Genomic DNA, 19,957 nt, shown 5'->3' with positions numbered 1-19,957 from the left:
TCATTCTTTTTTATTCCGGGAAGCGGCAATAGCCAGTTGACCGACTGCCACTCCTCCATCGTTACAAGGTATACGGCCGGGAACATACAACGGAATGCCGGCTTCGGCAAAAAGACGCTGCAACTGCTCCGTCAGCCTTTTATTTTGAAAACAGCCGCCGGAGATGACCACACGGGAAACTCCGGTTTGCTTTAGAAGCCGTTTCCCTTCATCCAACAGCAGATAAGCGATCGTATTATGGAACCGGGCGGAAATATCACAGACAGATACTCCGGAAGCCAGATCATTCAATAATTCTTTAAACAGCGGACGAAAGGAAATAACATCTCCTTTTATTAGAACCGGATAGCGGCCAAAGGGTTCAATAGAGGCCACTTGTTCGAGCCGTACCGGTGCTTCGGCCTGGTGAGTCGATACATCACAAAGTCCCAGCAAAGAAGCAACAGCGTCGAAAAGCCGACCGACACTGGAAGTATAAGGTGTGTTTATCCCTTTCTCCATCATAGTAATCAGCATCCGGATCTTCTGTTCTCCTATCCGCTCGATGAAACCATCCAGAAAGCGAACTGATTCTCCGAAGTAATGCCACAAAAAAGCGACAGCCATCCGCCAAGGTTCAACAGAAGCCTTATCACCGCCGGGCAGCGGGACATACTCGAAATGCGACAAACGACGATACGTCTTACGGTCGCAAAGAAAAAACTCGCCGCCCCAGACTTTACCATCGTCACCCAATCCGGTTCCATCCAGCACGATAGCTATTACCTGTTCATGCAATCCGTACTCCAACATACAGGCCGCAGCATGGGCATGATGATGCTGAACCTTCAGCAAAGGTAATCCGCAACGCACAGCCGTACGTTCCGCTTCCTGCGAAGAAAGATAATCAGGATGCAGATCGCACACCAGAGAGGTTGGCGTGAAACGGAAAAGATGTTCAAACCGTTCCAGGGATTCCGTATAGAAGCTGAATGTTTCCCAATTCTTTAAATCGCCGATATACTGGCTTTGCAGGATCGTATCTTCCTTTCCCAAAGCGAACGTATTTACTTTTTCTGCTCCGAAAGCCAGGATTCCTTCCACCTCTACATCGGCAAAGAAAGGCTCGGGCACGTAACCACGCGAACGACGGATCAGACAAGGCTGCCCGCCGCAAACCTGCAAAACCGAATCATCCACCCGGTTATAAATATCCCGGTTATGATGAAGTATCAACGGCACTTTACCGGATAACTGTTTCTCCGCTTCCATAGGAGTAATAGCAATCGGATAATCACTCAGGTTTCCGCTGGTCATAACCAATGCCGGGACATCCAGCGCTGTAAACCAATCATAATGCAATGGCATATACGGCAACATACAACCTAACGTTTGCATATCCCGGTTGATATCAGCAGCAAGGGCTTTCTTTTGCTTCAGCAAGACGATCGGACGACGCCAGGAGATCAGGCAATCTTCTTCCACAGGATCGACTTCAGCATATTCTTTCAGTAGACCGACTGAACGGAACATAACGGCAAAAGGCTTACTGTCGCGCTGCTTTATCTCACGCAGACGTTTCACCGCCTGTTCGTTCGCAGCATCGCATATCAAATGATAGCCGCCGATACCTTTTGCCGCAATCACTTCACCTTCGCACAGTAAGCGGCAGGAAAGATCGAACAGCGTCCGGTAGTCGGTTATCTCTACATTATTATATCGGGTATAATAGAAAGGCCCGCAATGATTGCAGGCCACAGGTTGCGCATGAAATCGTCGGTCACTGACAGTTCCGTATTCTTTTCCGCAATCAGGACACATCGCAAAAGCAGACATGGTTGTCTGTTTCCGGTCATAGGGCAGATCACGGATGATGGAAAAGCGCGGGCCGCAATGGGTACAGTTTATAAAGGGATATTGCAGACGATGGGGCTGCTCCTTCCTGTCTTGCAGGCATTCCGGGCAAACGGCGATATCGGGTGCCACCTGCGTTACCTCGTTCGAGTCGGAACGGCTGGGTGTAATGGAAAAGTCCGTGTAATTCGTGGCCGGATCTTCTACCTCCGTCACCCAGATGCTATGAATTGCAGCAACAGGCGGATGCTCTTTCTTTATACGGGAGATAAACCGGTCGCATTGCTCCGGAGTCAAGATAGCCCGGATGCAAACACCGTTATTCCGGTTATCGACCTCTCCTTTTATCCCCATCTCACTTGCGATACGATAGATAAAAGGACGAAAGCCAACGCCTTGCACTAATCCACGGATTGTCAATATCGATATTTTCACCCTTTATGTTTTAACTGTCCGGACAAATATAGAGGGTTTACCCGAATAAACAAACCGTCCGGACAACAATACAGATAGTTTTTATTTATCACTTAATAGATAATATGTATCATTTAACACACCTTTTCCAAAACATATTACCTACTTTTGAAGTTGTTAATAAAAACAAATCAACTTATGTGTCTTGCAATCCCGGGTAAAATAGTAAGCATTGACCGCTCCGAGCCTGATCTGACGATGGCAAAGGTCGATTTCAGCGGCATCGTAAAGAGCATCTGTATCCAATGGGTGGATGTAGCAGAAGGCGATTATATTCTGGCACATGCCGGAATGGCGATCTCCGTAGTGAATGCTCAGGAAGCAGAGGAAACACTGGAAGACCTTAAGAAGCTGCAACGCTTATGAAATACGTCGATGAATACAGAAACAACGATCAGGTACAATCGTTACTCCGGGCTATCCGGCAGGTAACGACCCAGCCGTGGCATATCATGGAGATATGCGGCGGACAGACACATGCCATCGCCCGTTACCGCCTGGAAGAACTATTACCGCGAGAGATACATTTGCTTCACGGCCCCGGATGTCCGGTATGTGTAACTCCGGTTGCACTGATCGATCAAGCACTGGAACTGGCCGGACAGCCCTCTGTCATACTGGCCTCATTCGGCGATATGATGCGTGTGCCGGGAACAAAGGAAGACCTGCTGCAAGCCAAAGCACACGGGGCGGATGTCCGCATGCTTTACTCCCCGCTCGATGCGGTTGAACTGGCAGAAGCTTATCCAGATAAGGAAGTCGTCTTCTTTGCTATCGGCTTTGAAACGACGGCTCCCGTCCACATGATGGCTTTAAAAGAAGCACAGCGGAGGAAGTTGCCGAACTTTTCGCTCCTCACCTCTTTATTTACCGTTCCTCCGGCTATGGAAGCCATCCTTTCCGACCCTGAATGCAAAGTGGACGGTTTTCTTACAGCCGGACATGTTTGTGCAATCACCGGCAATACAGCTTACCATAAACTGGCAGAGAGATATAAGACACCCATGGTCGTAACCGGCTTTGAACCGGTCGATCTGCTGTATGGCATTTACCGCTGTCTCCTTCAATTGGAGAACGGAAGCCATTTTGTAGAGAATGCCTACAAACGGGTCGTACCGGAAGAAGGCAATCCCGCCGCCCGCCGTTTAATGGATGAAACACTCGAACCATGCGACCAGGAATGGCGTGGGATCGGACTCATTCCCGGCAGCGGATTACAATTAAAGAAAGAGTATGCAAACTATTCCTCCCGGGAGAAATTCCCGTTCCATCCGAAAGGAGCTGAAATTTCATCCAGATGTATTGCCGGAGACATCATGCGCGGCATCAAGCAACCATCCGACTGTCCTTTCTTCGGAAAGGCCTGTTCGCCGGAACGTCCGGTAGGAGCTCCGATGGTTTCGTCGGAAGGAGTTTGCGCTGCATACTATAAATATATGTAATATGAAGAGTGAAGATTTTAGTTGTCCGGTTCCGCTGAATAACGCCGATTGTGTACTGATGGCACACGGCGGTGGCGGACGTTTGACGCATCAACTGATCAGTACAATATTTTATCCAGCCTTCCGCAATGCGCTGCTGGAACAGGATCATGACGGCTGTGTCTTTCCCGTTCAGGAAGGACGGATGGCCTGCTCGACCGACTCGTTCGTTGTCGACCCCATTTTCTTCCCCGGTGGCGACATCGGAGACCTGGCAGTGAACGGAACGGTGAACGACCTGGCCTGTTGCGGTGCCCGCCCGCTCTATCTGACGGCCGGATTCATACTGGAAGAAGGATTGCCGCTAGCCGACCTGCAACGGATCGTACAATCCATGCGCCGGGCAGCCGACAAAGCCGGCGTACAGATCGTGGCAGGCGACACCAAAGTGGTGGAGCGCGGTAAATGCGACAAACTATTCATCAACACCAGCGGTATCGGAGTCGTGCCCGAAGGCATCCGCATCGCCCCCGACCGTGTAGAGACCGGGGATGTTGTCATTTGCAGCGGGCCGATAGGGGCACACGGCATTACGATCCTCTCCGCCCGCGAAAGTCTCGGATTTGAAACAAATCTGAAAAGTGATACAGTTTCGTTAAACAATATGCTTTCCCGGTTGTTAAAAAATATAGAGGAAGTCCATGTCCTACGCGATCCCACACGGGGTGGCGTAAGCGGGACATTGAACGAGATAGCAAAAGCTGCCAACGCAGAGATCGTGCTGGATGAAGCCGCCCTCCCGATCCCCGATGCCGTCAAAGGCGCTTCGGAGATACTCGGGCTCGACCCGCTCTATGTGGCCAACGAGGGATTGGTGCTGGTCATCCTCCCCGAAGCCCGGGCACAGGAGGCGCTTGCTATCATGAAAAGCTTCCCGGAAGGAAAGGATGCAACAATCATCGGCCGTGTAACTGCAAAAGGAAACGCGATCGTAAAGATGAAAACACTATACGGTAACTACCGCATTGTAGACATGCTGAGTGGGGAACAGTTGCCTCGCATCTGCTGACGGGAACCGTCAACGAGAGGCGACGACTACCGTCAACGGGTGATGACGACTACCGTCAACGAGAGGTGACGACCGCCGTCAACGGAGGATGACGATCATCGCAACAAAACAAAGAAACCAATAAATTACTAAGATATGGAAAATAAAAGACCGACCGTCTACGAGGAATGCCGACAGAAAGGCATCTCCCGAAGGGATTTCCTGAAATTCTGCACTACCATGGCCGCCCTTATGGGATTGGAAGCATCCGGGGTTGCACAGGTTGTCAATGCACTGGAAACGAAGCCCCGCCTGCCGGTTATCTGGCTTCACCTGCAGGAATGCACCTGCTGTACCGAATCGTTCATCCGCGCCGCCCACCCGATCGTGGCGACTCTCCTGCTCGATAAAATCTCACTCGACTATACGGAAACCCTGATGGCTGCTGCCGGCGAACAGGCTGAAGCTGCCAAAGAGGAAACCATGAAGAAGTATCATGGCGAATACCTGCTTATGATAGAAGGCTCGATCCCGACCAAAGACGAAGCCTATTGCTGTGTAGGCGGTAAAAGTGCTTTGCAGATCACGAAGGAAGCGGCAGAAGGTGCCAAGGCGATCATTGCTTGGGGAAACTGTGCCTGTGCCGGTTGCGTACAGGCGGCTAACCCGAACCCGACCGGTGCCAAAGCCATTCATAAGGTAATAAAGGGGAAACCTATTATTAATGTACAGGGCTGTCCTCCTATCGCCGACGTGATGGCTGGCGTTATCATCTATATGCTGACGTTCGAACGCATGCCGCAGCTCGACGGTCTGGGACGTCCGAAGATGTTCTACTCCCGCCGCGTACACGATACCTGTTACCGCCGTGCCAACTTCGACGCCGGACTGTTCGTTGAAAGCTTCGACGACGAGAATGCCAAGAAAGGTTATTGTCTCTACAAAGTGGGCTGTAAAGGGCCGAGCACGTACAACTCGTGCGGTATTATCAAATGGAATGAAGGGACGAGTTACCCGATCCAGAGCGGTCACCCCTGCCTGGGTTGCAGCGAAGAGAACTTCTGGGACAACAGCCCGTTCTATAAACGGATGCCCGACGTTCACGGCTTCGGGATCGAAGCGACTGCCGACCAGATCGGCCTTGCCCTGGGAGCCGCAACAGCAGCCGGTATCGCTGTTCACGCCGTTGCCACCAATATCCGCAAGAAGGAGTTGATCGACAACGACGAACCGGAAAGTAAGTCTAACATCTAAATTCGTATTACCATGTCTGAAAGAATCGTTATAGACCCTATCACCCGTATCGAAGGCCATCTGCGGGTAGAAGCTGTCATAGAAGGCGGCAAGATTAAAGACGCTTACAGTTCCGGTACGATGGTACGCGGAATAGAAAATATAGTACGCGACCGCGACCCGCGCGATGCTTGGGTATTCGTAGGACGCGTTTGCGGCGTGTGCACCTCCATCCATTCGCTTTGCTCGGTGCGTGCGGTCGAACATGCGTTGGATATCACCATTCCTCCCAATGCGGAAATGGTGCGTAACATTATGGAAGCAGTGCTTTATATGCACGACCATACGGTGCACTTCTATCAATTGCACGCGCTCGACTGGGTAGATATCGTCTCCGGCCTGAAAGCCGACCCGCAGAAGGCTGCCCTCCTCGCCCAGCAACTCTCTCCGTGGGCGAAGAACACGGAAGGTTACTTCAAAGCGACACAAGACCGCCTGAAGAAATTTGTTGCAAGCGGCCAACTGGGTATATTCTCCAACGGCTACTGGGGACATCCGGCCTACAAGCTGACACCGGAGCAGAACCTGATCGCCACAGTACATTACCTCGAAGCACTGGAATGGCAGAAAGAGATCGTGAAGGTACATGCCGTCTTCGGCGGAAAGAACCCGCATCCGAACTTCCTCGTCGGCGGTATGCCGTGCAGTATCGACCTCAACGAAGCCAACTCGATCAATGCCGAACGCCTGGCGCTGGTGAAACAGAAGTTGCAGGAAGGCAAAGACTTCATCGACCAGGTCTATATTCCCGACCTGCTGATGATCGCCGGAGTCTACAAGGATGAATGGAGCAAGATCGGCGGCGGCGTAAGCAATTACCTGTCGTACGGCGACTTCCCGCTGCACGGATATGCCGGTATAGAAGATTTCATGAGTCCGCGCGGTATCGTGTTGGATCGCGACCTGAGCAAGGTGCATCCCGTAGATGCCAACTCTCCCGATGAGATAAAAGAATACATCTATCACTCCTGGTATAAATATACGGAAGGCGATAAAGCCGGTCTGCATCCCTACGACGGGGAAACCAATCTGGAATATACAGGCCCGAAACCACCTTACAAACACCTGGATGTAGAAGACAAATACAGCTGGATCAAAACCCCGCGCTGGAAAGAAAAGCCGATGGAAGTTGGCCCGCTCGCCCGTCTGGTCGTGGCGTATGCCGCCGGTAAGGAACCGCAAAAGACGGCTGTCGACAATGTCCTGGCAGCACTCGACCTTCCGGCCAGTGCCCTTTTCTCCACCCTGGGCCGTACAGCCGCCCGCGGGATCGAGACGCAGTTGGTAGCCGGCTGGGCACTCGAATTCTTCGACCAACTGATGAAGAATCTGGAGAACGGAGACTCACGCATGGCCAACCCGGTGATGTGGGAAAACGAGAACTGGCCGAAGAAAGCGCAGGGTGTCGGACTGACCGAAGCTCCGCGTGGCGCACTCGCCCATTTCATCGTGATGGAAAACAACCGGGTGAAGAATTACCAGATGGTGGTTCCTACTACCTGGAATGCTTCGCCGAGAGACGAGAACGGAAATCTATCCCCTTACGAGTCGGCCCTGATCGGCACACCGGTACACGATGCCAACCAGCCGCTCGAAATCCTCCGGACAATTCACTCTTTCGACCCGTGCCTGGCTTGTGCCGTGCATCTGTATGACGAAGAAGGGAAGTATGTACACCAAATGGATACGTTTTAAATAGTATTGCTATGAAAAGTCGCAAGAAACGCCTCACCGAGGTATATGTATGGGAGCTTCCCGTACGTATTTATCACTGGGTAAATGCATTGTGTATCGTTATACTCTGCATTACCGGATTTATCATTGCCGATCCTCCCGCTATACTGAATGCTTCGGAAGCGTATTTCAGTTACTGGTTCGGCATCGTCCGTTTCATCCATTTTGTAGCGGCCTTCGTGTTCTTCTTCAACTTCGTATTCCGTTTGTACTGGGGATTCGTGGGAAATCGCTTTGCCCGGTGGACGAACTTCATCCCGTTGAAGAAAGCGCAATGGCAGGAAGTGCTGGAAGTCATTAAGGTCGATATCCTGATGATAAAGAACAAGCCGGTCGAAAGTATCGGGCATAATGCTTTGGCGAGCCTGATCTACTTCGGTACGTTCTGGGCTTTCCTGCTTCAAAGCATTACGGGCTTCGGACTGTATGCCAAGATGAGCCAGTCGGCATTCCCTCAACTGTTTGCCTGGACGATCCCGCTGATGGGCGGCGACCTGATGGCACGGCAGATTCATCATTTCCTGATGTGGTTCTTCATCCTCTTCGCCATCGTACATGTCTATCTGGTGTTCTATCACGACTACATCGAACAGCGTGGCGAAACGTCTTCCATCATCGGTGGCTGGAAGTTTATCGAAGAAGAGATTGCAGACAAGGAAGAGATAACGGAGACGGCTGAGACGATCACCAAGATTGCAAAAAAGAATGAGTGATACTTGACTCTTAACAGGACTATAGTGCTACGGGGTATGATACACTAGTGTTAACATAGCTGGCACTATAGTGTTGGTATCCCTAGCACTATAGTGCTATTCTTTCAGATATAAAACCCTGCTTATTACGAATTTATGGAAAAGAAAACGCTTATATTAGGTGTCGGCAACTTGTTGCTGAAAGACGAAGGAGTCGGTATTCACGTCATCCGGGCTCTTGAAAAAGAAACGCTTCCCGCCCATGTCACCCTGATGGATGGCGGGACGGGTGGCCTTCATCTGATCAGCTGGCTGACGGGCTACGACCATATCATCATGGTCGACGCCACCCTCGACAGTAACCCGCCGGGTACCGTCCGCCTAATCCGTCCGCAATATGCCAGCGACTATCCTCCCCTGATGAGTGCTCACGAGATCGGCCTTCGCGATATGATCGAAACCATGATCCTGACCGGCGACCTTCCCGAAGTGCATCTGATCGTGATCTCCGCCGCCAACCTGAATGAAGTGAATATGGAACTGACTCCGGAAGTAGAGGCTTCTATTCCGGAAGTGATAAGGGTTATTCGGGAGTTGATTGAATAATGAATACCCGAACCAATCAATAAGGTGAATTGCTGTCCTGATACTCCCCGGCATTCCCCTTGTTCACGACAGTGGCAGGCATCACGATCTGTTTTTCTTCAATGGCCTTACCTTTTAATAGATCATCAGCCAGATCCACACATTTGGTGATCATGGACGGCGAATAAAGCGTTGTAGCAACATCTGTTACCGTTGTTGAAAGGATCAACGACAGGAACGCCTGCGATCCGCCACAACCGACAACGACTTTGATATCAGTACGCCCGGATTCGCTGATCGCTTCGATCACGCCGGATGCCACCTCGTCATCCTGGGCATAGAAGGCATCTACCGACGGGTCACCGGCCAGGATACGGGCTGCCGCTTCCTTACCGTCAGCACTTGTATATAATGAAAGAGTTTGTGTAGTCAACCGGGTGGAAGGTGATTTGGATTTCAGTTCCTCCGTAAAAGCACCGACACGGGCATCACTCGATGCCGGATCTTGCGTGATCTTAAAAGCAACCACATGTACGGCTCCTTTTGATGCAATATACCCCGCCGCATTCTTTCCGGCAGCCGCATTATCACCTTGTACCAATGCCGTATATCCATCAGTCACCCCGTCTTCAAACATAATAACGGGTATTCCCGCCGAGAAAGCGAAATCGAGCGCCTCTTTTCCGATACCTTCGGGAACAACCACCAGTATTTGACAACCTGCTTCCAGAGCCATCCGTATCTGGTTTGCCTGCTGTGTTTTATCCTTGGCCACATAGGTTGCGTAAGTCAACCCTTTCGACTCCAACTGATTGGTTGCATAATAACTTAAGGCTGTACGCCAACTGTTCGTCTGGTTTTTCAGACAAACCGCCACCTGCGGATGTTGTGCCGGACACGGCTCATCATCATCGCTGCAAGCTGCAAATAAGATCATCACTGATAAGAATGCACAAGTTAAAGCCAATAGACGTCTCAATAAAAATGGTTTCTTTAATGTTGAAAATGTACTGGTTTTCATGTTCACTAGTTTTAATTCATAATATAATAGCAACTCCGCTCAGGAGCCATACAACAAAAGCAAAACTATATAATACCATAGCTATTTCCTAAAAACAGCAATAGACAATTCAATAGACAATTGCAGCCATCGCCAACAAAGCGTTGATTTATAAGCCGCTTAAAATCGACTCATATACTCTTCCAGCGACACGTCTTTATCCAGTCCCAGCTTTTTTCGCAAGCGGAAACGGGAAGTATTCACACTTGCCTTATGATTTCCGAGAGCTAATGCGATCTCTTCCGAAGAAAGATTCAGGCGGATAAGCATAGCCAGCAACTCATCATTACGTGTCACGGCAGGGCAAATCTCCCGTAACCCCGATAGGAAAGATGGGTAAAGGAGACAAAACTGACGACGGAACTCCTGTTCCTCATCGGCTGTCAGCAGACAAGGAGAAAGACTGTTGATCACATCCTGCATGGTGTGCTGAGCCTCCGCCGTTTCAATCTGTATGCGGAGTTCTTCGTTTTTACGATTCAGCTTTTGTCGCTCGGTCAGCATCTGACGGAGTTGAGCCTCCTTCTCCTCGATCTGACGAAGGGATTCCCTGTGCCGGATTTTATCTAATTCATGTTGGCGAAGACTAGCCTCATGACGCAAACTCAAAGTGCGGTGGCGCATAGTCAGCCAAAGCATAAAAACAACACATAATAAGATGGACAGGACACCGATCAGTATATAATGTCGCAGGGAACGTTCCCGCAATTGTAATTCGGCACGCAACAACCGGTTATCCTGTTCCTTTTCCTTTGTTTCGTATTTAACCCGGAACTGCGAGATCAGTCCGGCATTCCGGCGTTCGGTAAACAACTGGTTTGCCTGATGAGCCATTAGCAGATAACGGGACGATTCGGCCGGACGCTTTGTTTCTGCATACAACTCTCCCAGCGCATAATAGACCAGGCGCTGCTGATTCACCAGTTGGTTCTTTTGTATATAATCGCCACAAGCCAGATACGCCTCAATCGCCGCCTCTGTCTCTCCTACCTCCGCCAGCACATCCCCCAACAGGCGGTATGTCAACACCGAAAGGTTATTCAACGGTTTATTCTTCAGTTCTCCGATCAGCCGGCGGGCAGCGGCAATGGCCTTTCCGTCTTTCCCTTTCGTTTCATTGACAGCCAGGATGCAGGCATAATTATCATAAAACTCATGATAAAACGAGTTCTGCGAACGATCCGGCATACGAACCTGCATACTGTCCAACAATGTTGCCGCCTTTTCATACTCTTTCGATTGAAGAGCATAATAAGCAGACAAATTATCTACCCGGAGAAAGGCATCGGGAACACCACTCAGGCGGGCTGCATCCCTGGCTTTATCGAGATGAGTCATTACTTCCTCCTCCAATCCCCATTCGTCATAAAGCTGTACGACATTTGTCTCGGCTGCACATAGTCCGTACGGATTCTTTTCCCCTTCACCGGTAGCCAGCAGAGCATCATAAGCGGCAAGGGCTTCCTCAAATTCTCCAACCTGCTGATACTGGTAGATCAGGTTACCCAGCACAAACACGATCTTCGACTGATCTTCCAGCGTCTTTATGATCTCCAGGCTCCGTTCGCCGCAAGCTATCGCCTTACGTATTTCACCGGTCTGGTTATAAATGACAGAGGCAATGCCATTATCCACATAAAGCTGATCTTTCTCCCTACCCTCCTCCGGACGTGACAAAGCACGATCTATCAAAGCCACAGCTTCATCCAGACGTGTCGCTTCATAGAGGGAGTAAGCAGTACTGATTTCCGCACTACGAGGGTAGTTTCGTACAAACCAGAACTTGTTTTCCTTATAAACTGAACTGAAATAGTCCGCCCCGTCCTTACGTTGCCCGGAAAAGATATAACAATAGACCAGTTGCAGAAATCCTTCATCTATCAGGTTTGCCACAGGCTTTATGTCTTCTCCGGTTGGTTCCAGGGAGATTAATTGCTGATAAGCGGATATGACAGCAGGATAGTCCTCGCTTTTTTGCAGTTCACGAGCTTTGTCGAACAACTGTTGTGCATGGCTATGAAGTTCGGATAACGAATCCGGTCGCAACGCAGACTGGTCACTATGGGATTTATGGTTTCTGCATCCGGACAGTATCAGACAAAAGACTAAAAGTAATGTGGTTGTTTTACTCATTTCAATAGATCTAAATTAGATAAATGCTACTCTCTTCTTCCAGAATAGCACTACGAATATAGCAATTATTTAAGATAGATCTAAAGCGTTTAAGTCCTATTTCAGAACATAATACAGCATCGCAGCTATCGCAGATCCTGCAATCGGTGCAATTCCGGGGATCCAGGCATATTCCCAATGACTGCTTCCTTTTCCTTTAATCGGAAGAATGGTATGCATAAAACGCGGAGCCAGGTCGCGGGCCGGATTAATGGCATACCCGGTCGGCCCACCAAGCGACAGACCGATCACCCAAACCGTAAACGCCACCGGAATCGCTCCGACCGATCCAAGCCCGATCGGTAGCGTACTGTTACTTTCATACGTCAACTCCCCATCCGTAATATAAAAGACAACGAACATCAGGACAAACGTCCCCACCATCTCCGTCAGGAAATTGATAACCGGATTACTGATCTCCGCATTGGTACAAAACACGCCCAACTTTGCCGCCTGGCTATCCGTTGCATCGAAATGATCCTTGTAAACCAGCCAAACCACCAATGCCCCTAACGCCGCTCCCAGAAATTGGGCAAGAATATAAACAGGCACCTCGCTCCAGGGAAAAGTCCCCCCGATAGCCAGCCCGATCGAAACCGCAGGATTCAGATGAGCCCCGCTATACGGCCCGGCCACAACCACCCCGATAAAAACACCTAATGCCCAGGCGGTGGTGATAGCCATCCACCCGGCACCGTTCCCTTTTGTCTTTGTCAGGCAGACATTGGCAACTACACCGCCTCCCATCAGGATCAGCAATATAGTTCCTATAAATTCAGCAAGAAATGGTGTCATGGTAAGTAAGGTATTAATTATAAGATCAGATTTCACTCTCCATCGCCCAGTTCATCGTACGGCCAACCGCTTTATGCCAATCGGTAAGCAAAGCCATTGCCGTCTCGGGCTTCATCTTAGCCGTGAATATAGTATCCAGCGACCATTGTTCCTTCAGCTCATCCATATCCTTCCAGTAATTCACTGCCAGGCCGGCCAGATAAGCCGCCCCTAAAGCCGTTGTTTCCAAGATACGGGGGCGAACCACCGGGCACTGGCAGATATCCGCCTGAAACTGCATCAGGAAATTATTGGCAATAGCCCCGCCGTCTACACGGATCTCTTTCGGCTTGGCATGAATATCGTTTTCCATAGCCATCAGGACATCATACACCTGATAGCAGATACCTTCAAGCGCGGCACGTGTCAGATGGGCGGCCGTCGTTCCCCGGGTAATGCCAATGATAGCACCACGGGCATACTGATCCCAGTAGGGAGCCCCTAATCCGGTCAGGGCGGGAACAAAATAGACCCCGCCGTTATCAGGAACCGACTTGGCCATCTGTTCCGTCACCGGTGCATTCGGGATCAGACCGATACCGTCACGCAGCCATTGAATGACTGCTCCGCCGACAAACACACTCCCTTCCAGTGCATAGGTAACCTTGTTCCCCAGTTTCCAGGCAATCGTCGTCAGCAGGTTATTTTGTGAGAAGACAGGCTTCTCCCCGGTATTCACGATCATGAAACATCCGGTTCCGTAGGTCGTTTTCATCATACCCTCTTCCAGGCAAAGCTGCCCGAATAAAGCGGCTTGCTGGTCACCGGCCATACCGGAAACAGGAATACCCGCTTTAAAGATAGGTGTAGAGGTTTCGCAATATACCTCGCTGCTGCTTTTCACTTCAGGCATCATGGAAGACGGGATAGTAAAAAGATCCAGCAACTCCTGATCCCACTGCAACGTATTTATATTGAAAAGCATCGTACGGGATGCATTGGTTATATCGGTGATGAACTGAGCACCGCGCGTCAACTTCCAGATCAGCCACGAGTCGACGGTTCCGAAGCAGAGTTCCCCCCTTTCAGCCCGTTCGCGGACACCTTTCACATGGTCGAGTATCCATTTTACTTTGGTAGCGGAAAAGTAAGCATCGATCACCAGGCCGGTCTTTTGCTGGATATAGTCGGCATAACCTTCAGCCTTCAGTTCTTCGCAATAATCGGCTGTGCGGCGATCCTGCCATACAATGGCATTATACACAGGGAAACCGGTCTCGCGATCCCAGACAATGGTCGTCTCCCGCTGGTTGGCAATACCGATACAAGCTATATGGGTATCCGTCACATCGGCCTTCGCCATCGCTTCCTTGATCGCGGACGATTGCGTGTACCATATTTCGTTCGGGTCGTGCTCTACCCAACCCGGCTTAGGAAAATATTGCTGGAATGCTTTCTGGGAGAAAGTGATGATCTCTCCCTGGCGGTTAAACAGAACGGCCCGGGAAGTCGTCGTACCCTGGTCTATAGACAGTACATATTTATGTCTGAAATTCATATTCTTCCTTTCTGTTAGTTCATTATCATTTTCTTGTTAATCCAATATGTAATGGGCAGCCACACGATTGAATTCTTCCAGTTGCCCGGCTTTCCAGGAAGCGTCTTTCCCTCTTTCCTCCGCCAGGATAGCAACAACCTGCGGAGCTATTGCCATCGCTGCACGGGCATCCATAAACAAGATCCGCAGACGGCGGGCCAGCACATCCTCCAATGTCCGTGCCATCTCATTACGGATGATCCAGGTAACTTCCCCCCGCGTATAAGCATACCGGGGATGCAACTTCTCTCCCATTTCCGGGGCAGAAGCCACCAGTTGCCTGATCGCATCGGCATCCGTACCATATACATATAAAGGATCGGAATAATCGGGAGTGACTCCGGAGCCATGAACCGGGAACGTTTCGGTTACACAATCCCGTGTCGGCACATGCATATAACGAATTGCATAATCGAGTGTGTCCTGCGCCATCTTCCGGTAGGTAGTCCACTTCCCTCCGATTATAGTTATTAAACCCGATTTCTCACGGATAAGTTTATGACTGCGCGAAATCTCTTTCGTTTTTTTCCCCTCGTTACGCGGAGCCGCCAAAGGACGAAGCCCGGCAAATACGGACAAAACATCGCTCCGCTGCGGGGCACGGTTCAAGTAATTGGCAGCCGTATTCAGGATAAACTGCACCTCTTCCTCCAGGGCGGCCGGTTCCACGCTCGACCCCTCCATCAACGTATCGGTGGTGCCTACCACCACCTTATCATGCCAGGGCACAGCAAACAGGACACGTCCGTCGGATGTTTTAGGGATCATAACCGCACAATCGCTGTCAAGAAAAGAAGCATCCAGCACAAGATGGACTCCCTGGCTGGGGCGGACAGTCGGACGGTTGCCCGGCTTATCCATCTGCAGTATCTCGTCGGCAAACACTCCGGTGGCATTGATAACCGAATGAGCCTTCACCCGGTATATATCACCTGTTTCTTCATCACGGACAACGACACCCGTCACCTGTTTCTTCTCTTTCAACAGGCCGGTCACGTTCATATAGTTCAGTACGCAGCCACCCGCCTCCACAGCCGTTTGCGCCAGGTTGATTGCCAAACGGGAATCGTCGAACTGGCCGTCGTGATAAAGCACACCGGCAGTCATACCTTTCTTACGAAGCATAGGGATCGTCTTTACGGCACGCTTGGGGCCGATACAAATAGACCGACCGAGACTGAGCTTCCGGGCCATCAGGTCGTACAAGATCAGGCCGACCGTATAGAAAGGCCCTTCCCACCAACGGTAACAAGGGATCAGAAAAAGCTGGTCTTTCACCAGATGGGAAGCATTATGGCGAAGCAGTCCCCGCTCATGCAGTGCTTCCAGAACCAGCGACACATCCCCCTGCGCCAGATAACGTACTCCTCCATGCACCAGCTTCGTGCTCCGGCTAGAGGTTCCTTTCGTAAAATCCGAACGTTCGAACAAGGCCACGCTATATCCGCGGGTTGCTGCATCGAGCGCTATTCCCAAACCTGTGGCTCCACCGCCTATTACGACAAAGTCGAATACTTTTTCCCGGTCATCCAGCAGGGAAATAACTGATTCTCGTTCCATAATACCCTGTATAAAATATTAACTCCCACAAATCTAACAAATTATTTAGATTTGTGGGAGCCGGGTATGTTAATTAACTTAGTCTGTTATTCGAACATCTTGTCGATACCGCCAATATCTGCCGGAGTATGCCTCCGCTCTTCTTCCGTTGTCGTCTTACAAGGGTTCGCATATTGTTCGGGGACATCAAAATCCTCCTCCTCCGAATAACCGAGCGTCTTGTCGGCATATACTTTCTGCATGAACAAACCGTAGATAGGCAAAGCCATGCTTGCCCCCTGTCCTTCCGACAGACGGTCGAAATGGATGGAACGTTCTTCACCTCCTACCCAGCAACCCGACACCAGGCTCGGGGTAAAGGCCATGAACCAACCGTCGGAGTTGTTCTGTGTCGTACCGGTCTTACCGCCCATCGGCGCCTTGATACCATAACGGAAACGGACACGGCTACCTGTTCCGCCATCGATCACATTCTTCAGCATATGGAGCATCTTATAGGAAGCATCTTCCGTCAACACCTCGCTCATCTGCGAATTGAAGCTGGCAATCGTATTTCCATACGGGTCTTCTATACGGGTCACATAAATCGGTTCCGCACGGATCCCCTTGTTGGCAAAGACAGTATAACCACTTACCATTTCGCCCACCGAAACGTCAGGCGTACCGAGACAAATCGAGATCACAGGATCCATCTGGTTTTTCAAACCGAACGAATGGAGCAGGCGTACGAACGTATAAGGAGACATCTGGCTCATCAGCCACGCCGTCACCCAGTTGTCCGAATTCTGCAACCCCCACTGGATGGAAACACGTTCGCCGACCCGTTTGGCACTGGCATTACGCGGTGTCCAGGGGATACCGTTCTCGTCAAAGTATGTATTTTGCACATGCATCATTTCGTCGCACGGGCTGAAACCTTCAATCATCGCCAGCGAATAAAGGAACGGTTTGATAGTCGAACCGATCTGGCGGCGTCCGCCATTCACCATATCATACTGGAAGTCGTTATAATCGATCCCCCCTACATAAGCTTTTACATAACCGGTACGCGGATCCATCGACATGAAGCCGGTACGCAGGAAGCTTTTATGATAACGGATAGAGTCCATCGGCGACATAAGCGTGTCGATCGGCCCGTTCCAGGAGAATACACGCATATCGACAGGCGTATTGAACACCTTGCGTATCTCTTCCTCTTTCTCGCCGGCCTTTTTCATAATCCGGTAGCGGTCGGTCTGGTGCATGGCACGTGTCAGAATGGTATCCACTTCACCCGGGCGAAGGTCTATCGAGAAAGGAGCCTGTTTCTTCTTTTTGTTTGCCTGGAAGAAAGCAGGTTGCAGGTCTTTGCTGAAATGCTCGCGAACAGCCTCTTCCGCATACTGCTGCATACGGGAGTCGATCGTCGTATATATCTTCAAGCCATCGGTATAAAGATTGTAGAACTCGCCATCCGCTTTCTTGTTCTTGTTGCACCAGCCATAAAGCGGATTGGTTTCCCAGGCCAGGGAGTCTTCATAGAACTGCTGTTTCTGCCAACCCCTGTACTCAGCACGGTCGGGTTTCTTGCGGGTCATCAAAATACGCAGATATTCACGGAAGTAAGGCGCCGGGCCGTCCTTGTGATCCATACGGGTAAAACGCACGGTCAGCGGCAGCGCCTTCAGCGAATCGCATTCGGCACGGGTGATATAACCTGCTTTCTGCATTTGCTCCAGCACCGTATTACGGCGGCCTCGTGTACGTTCATTCTGACGTACCGGATTGAAGTAAGAAGGGTTCTTACACATACCGACCAGCGTAGCCGCTTCCTCTGTCTTCAGATTCTTCGGATTAGTACCGAAATAAACCCGGGCAGCCGATTGAATACCGACAGCATTATACAGGAAGTCGAATTTATTCAGATACATATTAATGATCTCTTCCTTCGTATAATAGCGTTCCAACTGGACGGCAATCACCCATTCGATCGGCTTCTGGAACAGACGCTCCATCAGGTTATCGGCATTCGGCGAAAACAACTGTTTAGCCAACTGCTGGGTAATGGTACTACCGCCCCCACCGCTCTTCTGCATCAGGATACCGCGCTTCACAATAGCACGGAAAAGCCCCAATGCATCGATACCGCTATGTTCGCTGAAACGGACATCTTCAGTAGCGATCAACGCCTTCACCAGGTCGGGCGAAAGATCCTGGTAGTTCACATAAATACGGTTATCTTTACTATGTGCATAACTTCCCAGCGTTTTCCCGTCGGACGAGATAACCTGGGATGCATATTTATCGATCGGATTTTCGAGCTGTTCCACCGGCGGCATATAGCCGATAGAGCCATTCGCTATTGAATAAAACAACAGGAATACAACACCTACCCCCGCGGCGAACAATACCCAAAACGAAATGATAATGCCTTTTGTAATCTTTGATGCCATCTTCTTTATTTACTTAGAAAGCGCAAAGATAGAAAATAATTACAACATCGGCATCAAATACTTAGCCAAACAATAGCCTCCTACCAATAACCATACATATAATAACAAGGCCAATATAAACGGTTTGGCTCCAGCTTTTTTGAATTTCTCAATGCTTGTCTCCGTACCGAGTGCCGTCATAGCCATTGTCAGCATAAACGTATCTACATTATTAATACCGTCTACCACGGCATGGGGAAGCAGGTCGAACGAATTGAAACCGATCACGGCCAGGAACCCGAAAGCAAACCAAGGTATAGTAATCTTACCACGTTTAGCCGCAACAGTTCCATTACCTTTCACTGCTCCGGCCACAGCCTTCACGCCCGTACGAGCCAAAGCAAAGCTCATGATCACCAACACCGGAGCCAACATCATCACGCGGATCATCTTTACGATAACAGCCGCATCCGATATTTCCTTTCCCATCGCATTACCGGCTCCCACCACGTGGGCCACCTCATGCAAAGTCGACCCTGTATAGACACCCATCTGTTGCGGGTCTAAATCCAGAAAACCGGCACGGTATAAAGCAGGATAAAGAAACATGGAAATCGTACCGAAGATAACCACCGTCGAAACAGCAACCGCCGTCTTATGCGGCTCGCTCTTCACAACCGGTTCGGCACCCAGTACAGCCGCCGCACCACAAATGGCACTACCTGTAGCCGTCAGCAACGACAGGTCTTTATCCATCTTCAACAACTTACCGAGCAACATACCGATCCCGATCGTAGCCCCTACAATGATCACATCCACCAAGATAGCCGGTAAGCCGATCGCCACCACACTCTGGAAGGTCAAACGGAAACCATACAACACGATACCCGCCCGAAGCACCTGTTTCGTACAGAAAAGGATACCCGGAACCCAGGTTTCCGGCAAATGATTACGCAGGCTGTTGGCATACAACATACCCAGGATAATACCCACGATGAGCGGGCTGAATGAAAGATCTTTGATAAACTGGAACTCTGCAATATAGAAAGCAGAGAAAGAAAAAAGGGCGATCAACAGGACGCCATGAAGCACATTACTCCGTTTTTCACTAAACATATCATTTATTATTTAATATATAACTTGCTTAACCGCCGGCAAAAGTAAAGGTTTTTTACAGGATAACATCTTTATTATTTTTTATGGATCATAACCCCTAGTTATCAGCTAAAATTTGATTTCACGTAATACTAATATAATGAAGATATTAGATGAATAGTAAATGGAGTGAGTTCGGGAAGAACTA

15 protein-coding genes are annotated in these 19,957 nt (G+C 50.1%); 7 read left to right on the top strand and 8 right to left on the bottom strand.

What is annotated here, in order from left to right:
* Positions 1-2,268: a carbamoyltransferase HypF gene (hypF, locus tag HMPREF1212_RS07495; protein ID WP_046148941.1), complete on the bottom strand. Its 2,268-nt coding sequence runs from the start codon at positions 2,266-2,268 to the stop codon at positions 1-3.
* 177 nt (positions 2,269-2,445) lie between these two features.
* Between hypF and HMPREF1212_RS07490 the strand changes: the two genes are divergently transcribed.
* From HMPREF1212_RS07490 to HMPREF1212_RS07460, 7 genes are all read left to right on the top strand, one after another.
* Positions 2,446-2,673, top strand: coding sequence for a HypC/HybG/HupF family hydrogenase formation chaperone (locus HMPREF1212_RS07490; protein ID WP_046148940.1), 228 nt, complete (start codon positions 2,446-2,448; stop codon positions 2,671-2,673).
* A complete protein-coding gene (gene hypD, locus HMPREF1212_RS07485) occupies positions 2,670-3,749 on the top strand; it encodes a hydrogenase formation protein HypD (RefSeq protein WP_028728439.1) in 1,080 nt (359 codons plus the stop codon). The genes HMPREF1212_RS07490 and hypD overlap by 4 nt, the downstream gene beginning before the upstream one ends.
* Before the next feature lies 1 nt (position 3,750).
* Positions 3,751-4,797 carry a hydrogenase expression/formation protein HypE gene (hypE, locus tag HMPREF1212_RS07480; RefSeq protein WP_028728438.1) on the top strand — a complete coding sequence of 349 codons (1,047 nt, stop codon included), beginning with the start codon at positions 3,751-3,753 and terminating at the stop codon, positions 4,795-4,797.
* A gap of 135 nt (positions 4,798-4,932) precedes the next feature.
* Positions 4,933-6,030, top strand: coding sequence for a hydrogenase small subunit (locus HMPREF1212_RS07475; protein WP_028728437.1), 1,098 nt, complete (start codon positions 4,933-4,935; stop codon positions 6,028-6,030).
* 12 nt (positions 6,031-6,042) lie between these two features.
* Complete coding sequence (locus HMPREF1212_RS07470) at positions 6,043-7,764, top strand: nickel-dependent hydrogenase large subunit (RefSeq protein WP_028728436.1); 1,722 nt, start codon at positions 6,043-6,045, stop codon at positions 7,762-7,764.
* 11 nt (positions 7,765-7,775) lie between these two features.
* Positions 7,776-8,516, top strand: coding sequence for a Ni/Fe-hydrogenase, b-type cytochrome subunit (gene cybH / locus HMPREF1212_RS07465; protein ID WP_028728435.1), 741 nt, complete (start codon positions 7,776-7,778; stop codon positions 8,514-8,516).
* 135 nt (positions 8,517-8,651) lie between these two features.
* Positions 8,652-9,101, top strand: coding sequence for a HyaD/HybD family hydrogenase maturation endopeptidase (locus HMPREF1212_RS07460; protein WP_028728434.1), 450 nt, complete (start codon positions 8,652-8,654; stop codon positions 9,099-9,101).
* Positions 9,102-9,117: 16 nt separating this feature from the next.
* Here HMPREF1212_RS07460 and HMPREF1212_RS07455 read toward each other — a convergent pair whose 3' ends face one another.
* The 7 genes from HMPREF1212_RS07455 to HMPREF1212_RS07425 all read right to left on the bottom strand — a co-directional run bounded on the left by HMPREF1212_RS07455 (position 9,118) and on the right by HMPREF1212_RS07425 (position 19,770).
* A complete protein-coding gene (locus tag HMPREF1212_RS07455) occupies positions 9,118-10,101 on the bottom strand; it encodes a substrate-binding domain-containing protein (protein WP_028728433.1) in 984 nt (327 codons plus the stop codon).
* A 159-nt stretch (positions 10,102-10,260) separates the two neighbouring features.
* Positions 10,261-12,273 carry a hypothetical protein gene (locus HMPREF1212_RS07450; RefSeq protein ID WP_046148939.1) on the bottom strand — a complete coding sequence of 671 codons (2,013 nt, stop codon included), beginning with the start codon at positions 12,271-12,273 and terminating at the stop codon, positions 10,261-10,263.
* A 96-nt stretch (positions 12,274-12,369) separates the two neighbouring features.
* Complete coding sequence (locus HMPREF1212_RS07445; RefSeq protein ID WP_046148938.1) at positions 12,370-13,107, bottom strand: MIP/aquaporin family protein; 738 nt, start codon at positions 13,105-13,107, stop codon at positions 12,370-12,372.
* Positions 13,108-13,132: 25 nt separating this feature from the next.
* A complete protein-coding gene (gene glpK, locus HMPREF1212_RS07440) occupies positions 13,133-14,644 on the bottom strand; it encodes a glycerol kinase GlpK (RefSeq protein ID WP_046148937.1) in 1,512 nt (503 codons plus the stop codon).
* A gap of 36 nt (positions 14,645-14,680) precedes the next feature.
* Positions 14,681-16,243, bottom strand: a complete 1,563-nt coding sequence (locus tag HMPREF1212_RS07435; protein WP_046148936.1) for a glycerol-3-phosphate dehydrogenase/oxidase — start codon at positions 16,241-16,243, stop codon at positions 14,681-14,683.
* Positions 16,244-16,329: 86 nt separating this feature from the next.
* On the bottom strand, positions 16,330-18,675 hold the full coding sequence (locus HMPREF1212_RS07430; protein WP_046148935.1) for a transglycosylase domain-containing protein: 2,346 nt from the start codon (positions 18,673-18,675) through the stop codon (positions 16,330-16,332).
* Between the two features lie 39 nt (positions 18,676-18,714).
* Positions 18,715-19,770: a YeiH family protein gene (locus tag HMPREF1212_RS07425; RefSeq protein ID WP_046148934.1), complete on the bottom strand. Its 1,056-nt coding sequence runs from the start codon at positions 19,768-19,770 to the stop codon at positions 18,715-18,717.
* Positions 19,771-19,957 lie beyond the last annotated feature (187 nt).

Source organism: Parabacteroides sp. HGS0025 (assembly GCF_000969845.1).
Taxonomy (GTDB): Bacteria; Bacteroidota; Bacteroidia; order Bacteroidales; family Tannerellaceae; genus Parabacteroides; species Parabacteroides gordonii.
Note: the sequence above shows the minus strand (reverse complement) of the source record. Positions and strands in the feature narration are given on the sequence as shown.

Coding starts and splice junctions, on each gene's coding strand:
- HMPREF1212_RS07445 (WP_046148938.1), bottom strand. CDS start 13,107: ATGACACCATTTCTTGCTGAATTTATAGGAACTATATTGCTGATCCTG.
- HMPREF1212_RS07470 (WP_028728436.1), top strand. CDS start 6,043: ATGTCTGAAAGAATCGTTATAGACCCTATCACCCGTATCGAAGGCCAT.
- HMPREF1212_RS07435 (WP_046148936.1), bottom strand. CDS start 16,243: ATGGAACGAGAATCAGTTATTTCCCTGCTGGATGACCGGGAAAAAGTA.
- HMPREF1212_RS07460 (WP_028728434.1), top strand. CDS start 8,652: ATGGAAAAGAAAACGCTTATATTAGGTGTCGGCAACTTGTTGCTGAAA.
- HMPREF1212_RS07425 (WP_046148934.1), bottom strand. CDS start 19,770: ATGTTTAGTGAAAAACGGAGTAATGTGCTTCATGGCGTCCTGTTGATC.
- HMPREF1212_RS07455 (WP_028728433.1), bottom strand. CDS start 10,101: ATGAAAACCAGTACATTTTCAACATTAAAGAAACCATTTTTATTGAGA.
- HMPREF1212_RS07430 (WP_046148935.1), bottom strand. CDS start 18,675: ATGGCATCAAAGATTACAAAAGGCATTATCATTTCGTTTTGGGTATTG.
- HMPREF1212_RS07475 (WP_028728437.1), top strand. CDS start 4,933: ATGGAAAATAAAAGACCGACCGTCTACGAGGAATGCCGACAGAAAGGC.
- cybH (WP_028728435.1), top strand. CDS start 7,776: ATGAAAAGTCGCAAGAAACGCCTCACCGAGGTATATGTATGGGAGCTT.
- glpK (WP_046148937.1), bottom strand. CDS start 14,644: ATGAATTTCAGACATAAATATGTACTGTCTATAGACCAGGGTACGACG.
- hypE (WP_028728438.1), top strand. CDS start 3,751: ATGAAGAGTGAAGATTTTAGTTGTCCGGTTCCGCTGAATAACGCCGAT.
- hypD (WP_028728439.1), top strand. CDS start 2,670: ATGAAATACGTCGATGAATACAGAAACAACGATCAGGTACAATCGTTA.
- HMPREF1212_RS07490 (WP_046148940.1), top strand. CDS start 2,446: ATGTGTCTTGCAATCCCGGGTAAAATAGTAAGCATTGACCGCTCCGAG.
- HMPREF1212_RS07450 (WP_046148939.1), bottom strand. CDS start 12,273: ATGAGTAAAACAACCACATTACTTTTAGTCTTTTGTCTGATACTGTCC.